Below are 4,545 nucleotides of genomic sequence, written 5' to 3'. Positions count from 1 at the left end.
GGGCATGCTCAAGGCCTTGGGCGCACCCATCCCCGACGTGATGTTCTGCCCCACCGGCGGTGTCAGCCCCGAGAACCTGAAAGACTTTTTGAAGCTGCCCAACGTGGCCATGGCCGGCGGCAGCTGGCTGACCCCGGCCGACGCGCTGGCAGCCGGGGACTGGAAGAAGATCACGCAACTCGCCAAAGAAGCCACCGCGCTGGCCGCACAGGTATAAACCCCGCATGCGAACAGGGAATAAATCAGGCTACTGGATCATTGAATGGGCGGATGGATTCGACCCGAATATGTGGGATTTCCTGCCACGGTTTCCAGAAGTCGTATTGGGTCATCGAGTTGCCATCACGTCATTTGACAGTGGGCCGTTCGTACCTACCGCAGAGGAATTCGCCAAGGGTTGGTCTCAGCAAGAAGGGGTTGCCATCAGCCCTGTCGTTGACAACCCTGATGACCTCCCAGCGGTAGGGTTTGATGAGTGGTATGTGTTCCCAGAAGCTGTGCTTCACACACCCCAACGTTCCTTCGTGAACTACTTGGGATTCGCCCCGCTGAACGAACATGGCGAAGAACCCAACGCTTTCTGGGAACAGGTTGAGAGGTGTCAACCAATGCACGTCATCGGCGTAGGCCTATCCCTGTTTTTTGTCACAAAGGATCAGGTCATCTTCGAAAGAATCCGGGCGACCCATTCGTCGCTCATTGACTCTTCCAGACCCTAATCAGAGACACAGCAAATGAACAGCACCAGCCCCACCACCCTCCCCGCCTGGCAACAGCTCGCCCAGCTCGCCGCCCTGCCCCAGCCGCACCTGCGCGAACGCCTGGCCCAGCCGGGCCGCGACGCGATGCAGGCCGCCGCCGATGGCACCGGCATCCGCGTAGAATTCACGCGCCAGGCCTTTGACGGCGCCATCTGGACGGCCCTGCTACAACTGGCCCGCGAAGCCGGCGTGGAAGCGCAGCGCGACGCCATGTTCGCGGGCGAGGTCATCAACACCAGCGAGCAACGCGCCGTGCTGCACGTGGCCCTGCGCGGCACACCTGGCGCGACCGGTGGCGCCGCGCCCTGGGGTGCCGCGATCCAGCAACTGGTGCAGAACGAACTGGACCGCGTCTGCGCGTTCGCCGACCGCGTGCGCGCCGGTAAGGTCAAGAGCAGCACCGGCGCCGCCTTCACCGACGTGGTGAACATCGGTATCGGCGGATCGGACCTCGGCCCGCGCATGGCCGCCGACGCGCTGGCCCCGCTGTGCAGCGATGGCCAGAAGGGTTTGCGCGTGCACTTCGTCAGCAACCCCGACGCCTGGGCGCTGCACAGCACGCTGCGCGGCCTGAACCCGGCCACCACGATGGTGATCGTCGCGAGCAAAACCTTCACCACGCAGGAAACCATGACCAACGCCGCCAGCGCTCGCCGCTGGCTGGAAGACGGCGGCATCACCGGCGCGGCGCAGAGCGCGCACCTGGTCGCCATCACCGCCGCTCCGCAGAAGTCCGGCGCTGCGGGTTACCCCGCCGAACACACCTTCACCTTCTGGGACTGGGTCGGTGGCCGCTACTCCGTCTGGTCTGCGCTGGGCATGCCGCTGGCCCTGGCCATCGGTGCGACAGCCTTCCGCGAATTCCTGGCCGGTGGCCAGGCCATGGACGCGCACTTCCGCAGCGCGCCGCTGGAACAGAACCTGCCCGTCATCCTGGCGCTGAGCGGCATCTGGAACCGCAACTTCCTGAACTGCCCGACGCAGTTGCTGAGCTGCTACCCCAGCCGCCTGGTGCGCTTCGCGCCCTTCGTGCAACAGATGGACATGGAAAGCAACGGCAAACGCACCCGCAAAGACGGCCAGCCCTGCGACACCGGCACCGGCCCCATCCTCTGGGGCGGCCTGGGCATCGACGGCCAGCACGCCTACTTCCAGCTGCTGCACCAGGGCACGCACCGCGTGCCGGTGGAGTTTGTCGGCGTCGAAACCGAAGACACCGCCTTGCCGCTGGCGGCCGAACACCACCGCGTGGTCAACCTCAACCTGCGCGCGCAGTCCCAGGCCCTGGCCGTGGGCCGCAGCCCGGCCGACACCTTGCAGGCGCTGATGGCCGAGGGCCAGAGCGCCGAGCAGGCCGAGCCCTTCGTGAGCCAGCGCAGCTTTGCTGGCGACGTGCCCAACAGCGTGCTCTGGATCGACCAGCTCACCCCGCACCGCCTGGGCGCCCTGATCGCACTGTACGAACACAAGGTGTTTGTACAGGCCGCCGTCTGGGGCATCAACGCGTACGACCAGTGGGGTGTGGAGCTGGGCAAGACCATGGCCAAAGCCATGGAACGGAGCGCATGAGGCAGAGCGACCACGAACCCGCCGCCGGGCCGCCCCAAGGCGGGTTCAGCCCCCTCGGGGGGCAGCGACCCGCAAAGCGGTGGAGCGTGGGGGTCAACCGATGATCATCGCCCTCGTCGCCCACGACCGCAAGAAGGACGACATGGTGGCCCTGGCCACCGAGTTCGCGCCGCTGCTGCGCCAACACACCCTCATGGCCACCGGCACCACCGGCGGCCGGCTGCAGGCCGAAGTGGGCCTGACGGTGGAGCGCCTGCTCAGCGGCCCGTTGGGCGGCGACCTGCAGATCGGCGCGCGCCTCTCGGTCGGCGAAGTCGATGCGGTGGTCTTCCTGCGCGACCCCATGACCGCCCAGCCCCACGAACCCGACATCAACGCGCTGGTGCTCGCCTGCGACGTGCACAACGTGCCGTGCGCGACGAATGTGGCGACGGCGCGGCTGCTGCTGGGGTGTATCGGCCGCTGAACCCAGCGGGTCAGCGGGTGACAGGGTCGCCCCTTGAATGGCTAAACTGGCCAATTCAAGGAGTCTGCCATGCACATCACCGCCACCGAAGCCAAGAACCGTTTTGGCAGCGTCTGCGCCCAGGCCAAACGCGAGCCCGTGTTTGTGGAAAAGGCAGGGCTTGTCGACACGGTGATTCTCTCGGCCGAGCACTACCAGGCCTTGCAAGCCACCCAGACCCTGAGCATCCTGGCCGCGCGCAAGGCGGCTTTCGAAGCCGAGTTCGGCGGCTGGATCCAGGCACAGAACGAACTGGTGGAATCGACCGGCATCCCCGGCGCTGATCTGCGCCCGTGGTGAGCCGGCGAGCAGGCACATGGCGCAGGACGACGTTTACCCCAACCCGAGCACCAGCGCGGGTCAAGGCATTCCCTACGTGGTCGTCATCCAGAGCGATCTGCTCGATGGCCTGGCCACCCGACTGACCATTCCACTGGCCACGCTCAGCTACAGCGGCCAAGTGCCGAGCGCTCTGTGCCCGCTGGTGAACGTCAAAGGCCAGCGCCTGCACGCCCTGGCCCATTTCGCAGCGCCGCTGCCCGCCAAGCTGCTGCGCAAACCGGTCGGATCTGTCGCGGCACAAGCCAGCGCACTGGTGGCTGCGGTTGACGCAGTTTTGTATGGCATCTAGGTGATGCGCTCCGGGATGACCCACACGCGGTGGTCATCCTGCCCGACCCCTTGACCGCCCAGCCCTAGAACCCGGCGGGACGGAGCGACCGAGGCGCCTTCCCTCCCCCCAGGAACCCGGAGGGCGCCTCCAGTGTTCCGATAGGCCGCTTCAGGTGGCGGATTCAACCGATCAGGCGCCTGAGACCGCGCGTCGCAAGTTCTCCCGCGCCCTGACCTCCAGCCGCTCCCGGAACCGCTCCGTCCCGTAGATCGCGCGTCGCGCCAGAAAACCCGCCAGCACCTGCTTGCGTTTGCGCCGGTACAGCCAGCCGGGCACCCAGCGGTATTCGGCGCGGACCTGGGCGTCGTATTCGGCAAATCGCGCCGGCTCGGCGCCGAGGATGGCGAGGTCGATGTCGACCAGCAGGCGGGCGTCGGGATCGGTGGGCTCAGCGTCGTGGCAGGTGGCCATGATGAGGGCGCGCACGTGCTGCTGCACCGCTTCGTCTGCACCGGCCTGGGCCAGGGCCTGGCAGGCCCAGTCGGCGCTGCGGGCTTCGTTGCCTTGGCCTTTCGGGTCGTACACCGCGTCGTGGAACCAGAGCGCGAGTTCGACTTCGCCCGGGTGTTGCGCGCTGTGCAGCTCGGGCTCCAGCAGGGCCAGGCATTCGCGCAAGTGCTGGGTGGTGTGGTAGTGGCGCTGGGGTTCGGCCCAGGCGGTCTGCAGGCGCTGCATCAGGCCGTCCGGTGCCTGCAGGCCCAGCGTGGCCCAGGCACGTTGCCATGAGCGGGCCAGCAGTGCGTCTTCGGCGTGTGGGGGGCTCATGGGAGGCATGTTAGCCCGGCGTGCGCCGGTTCAGCCGCACCACCGAACCCGTCTGAAAGTCGCGCAGAGCGGTCTTCTCACGCCCCCGCACGGACCGGCAGCACCACCGAAAACGTGGCCCCGTGGCCGGGCACGCCCTGCGCGCTGATGTGGCCGCCATGGCGCTGCACGATGCGCTGGGCCGTGGCCAGACCGATGCCGATGCCCGGGAACTCGTCCTGGCGGTGCAGCCGCTGGAAGGCCTTGAACAGGCGGTCCGCGTAGGCCATGTC

The 4,545-nt window shown here is 67.2% G+C and carries 7 protein-coding genes and 1 pseudogene; 6 read left to right on the top strand and 2 right to left on the bottom strand.

Annotation, left to right across the window (positions count from 1 at the left end; translation table 11 throughout):
- The 6 genes and pseudogenes from ACR2JA_RS19015 to ACR2JA_RS18990 form a co-directional block, all read left to right on the top strand.
- Positions 1 to 217: pseudogene (locus tag ACR2JA_RS19015) on the top strand (keto-deoxy-phosphogluconate aldolase); the annotation flags it as partial.
- A 7-nt stretch (positions 218 to 224) separates the two neighbouring features.
- Positions 225 to 719 carry a hypothetical protein gene (locus ACR2JA_RS19010; RefSeq protein ID WP_434010630.1) on the top strand — a complete coding sequence of 165 codons (495 nt, stop codon included), beginning with the start codon at positions 225 to 227 and terminating at the stop codon, positions 717 to 719.
- A 15-nt stretch (positions 720 to 734) separates the two neighbouring features.
- Complete coding sequence (gene pgi, locus ACR2JA_RS19005) at positions 735 to 2,330, top strand: glucose-6-phosphate isomerase (protein ID WP_434010629.1); 1,596 nt, start codon at positions 735 to 737, stop codon at positions 2,328 to 2,330.
- A 100-nt stretch (positions 2,331 to 2,430) separates the two neighbouring features.
- Positions 2,431 to 2,796, top strand: coding sequence for a methylglyoxal synthase (locus tag ACR2JA_RS19000; RefSeq protein ID WP_434010628.1), 366 nt, complete (start codon positions 2,431 to 2,433; stop codon positions 2,794 to 2,796).
- 69 nt (positions 2,797 to 2,865) lie between these two features.
- The gene (locus ACR2JA_RS18995; RefSeq protein WP_434010627.1) at positions 2,866 to 3,135 is read left to right on the top strand and encodes a type II toxin-antitoxin system Phd/YefM family antitoxin; all 270 of its coding nucleotides are present in this window, start codon (positions 2,866 to 2,868) and stop codon (positions 3,133 to 3,135) included.
- Positions 3,136 to 3,151: 16 nt separating this feature from the next.
- The gene (locus ACR2JA_RS18990) at positions 3,152 to 3,466 is read left to right on the top strand and encodes a CcdB family protein (protein WP_434010626.1); all 315 of its coding nucleotides are present in this window, start codon (positions 3,152 to 3,154) and stop codon (positions 3,464 to 3,466) included.
- Positions 3,467 to 3,637: 171 nt separating this feature from the next.
- Here ACR2JA_RS18990 and ACR2JA_RS18985 read toward each other — a convergent pair whose 3' ends face one another.
- Together ACR2JA_RS18985 and ACR2JA_RS18980 are read right to left on the bottom strand one after the other, a co-directional pair.
- Positions 3,638 to 4,273 carry an HD domain-containing protein gene (locus tag ACR2JA_RS18985; RefSeq protein WP_434010625.1) on the bottom strand — a complete coding sequence of 212 codons (636 nt, stop codon included), beginning with the start codon at positions 4,271 to 4,273 and terminating at the stop codon, positions 3,638 to 3,640.
- Positions 4,274 to 4,350: 77 nt separating this feature from the next.
- The coding region (locus tag ACR2JA_RS18980) for an ATP-binding protein (RefSeq protein ID WP_434010624.1) at positions 4,351 to 4,545 on the bottom strand (195 nt) is incomplete at its 5' end.

Origin of the sequence: Hydrogenophaga sp., from assembly GCF_051007235.1 — a bacterium.
Taxonomy (GTDB): Bacteria; Pseudomonadota; Gammaproteobacteria; order Burkholderiales; family Burkholderiaceae_C; genus Hydrogenophaga.
This window is presented reverse-complemented; position numbering and strand designations above follow the sequence as displayed.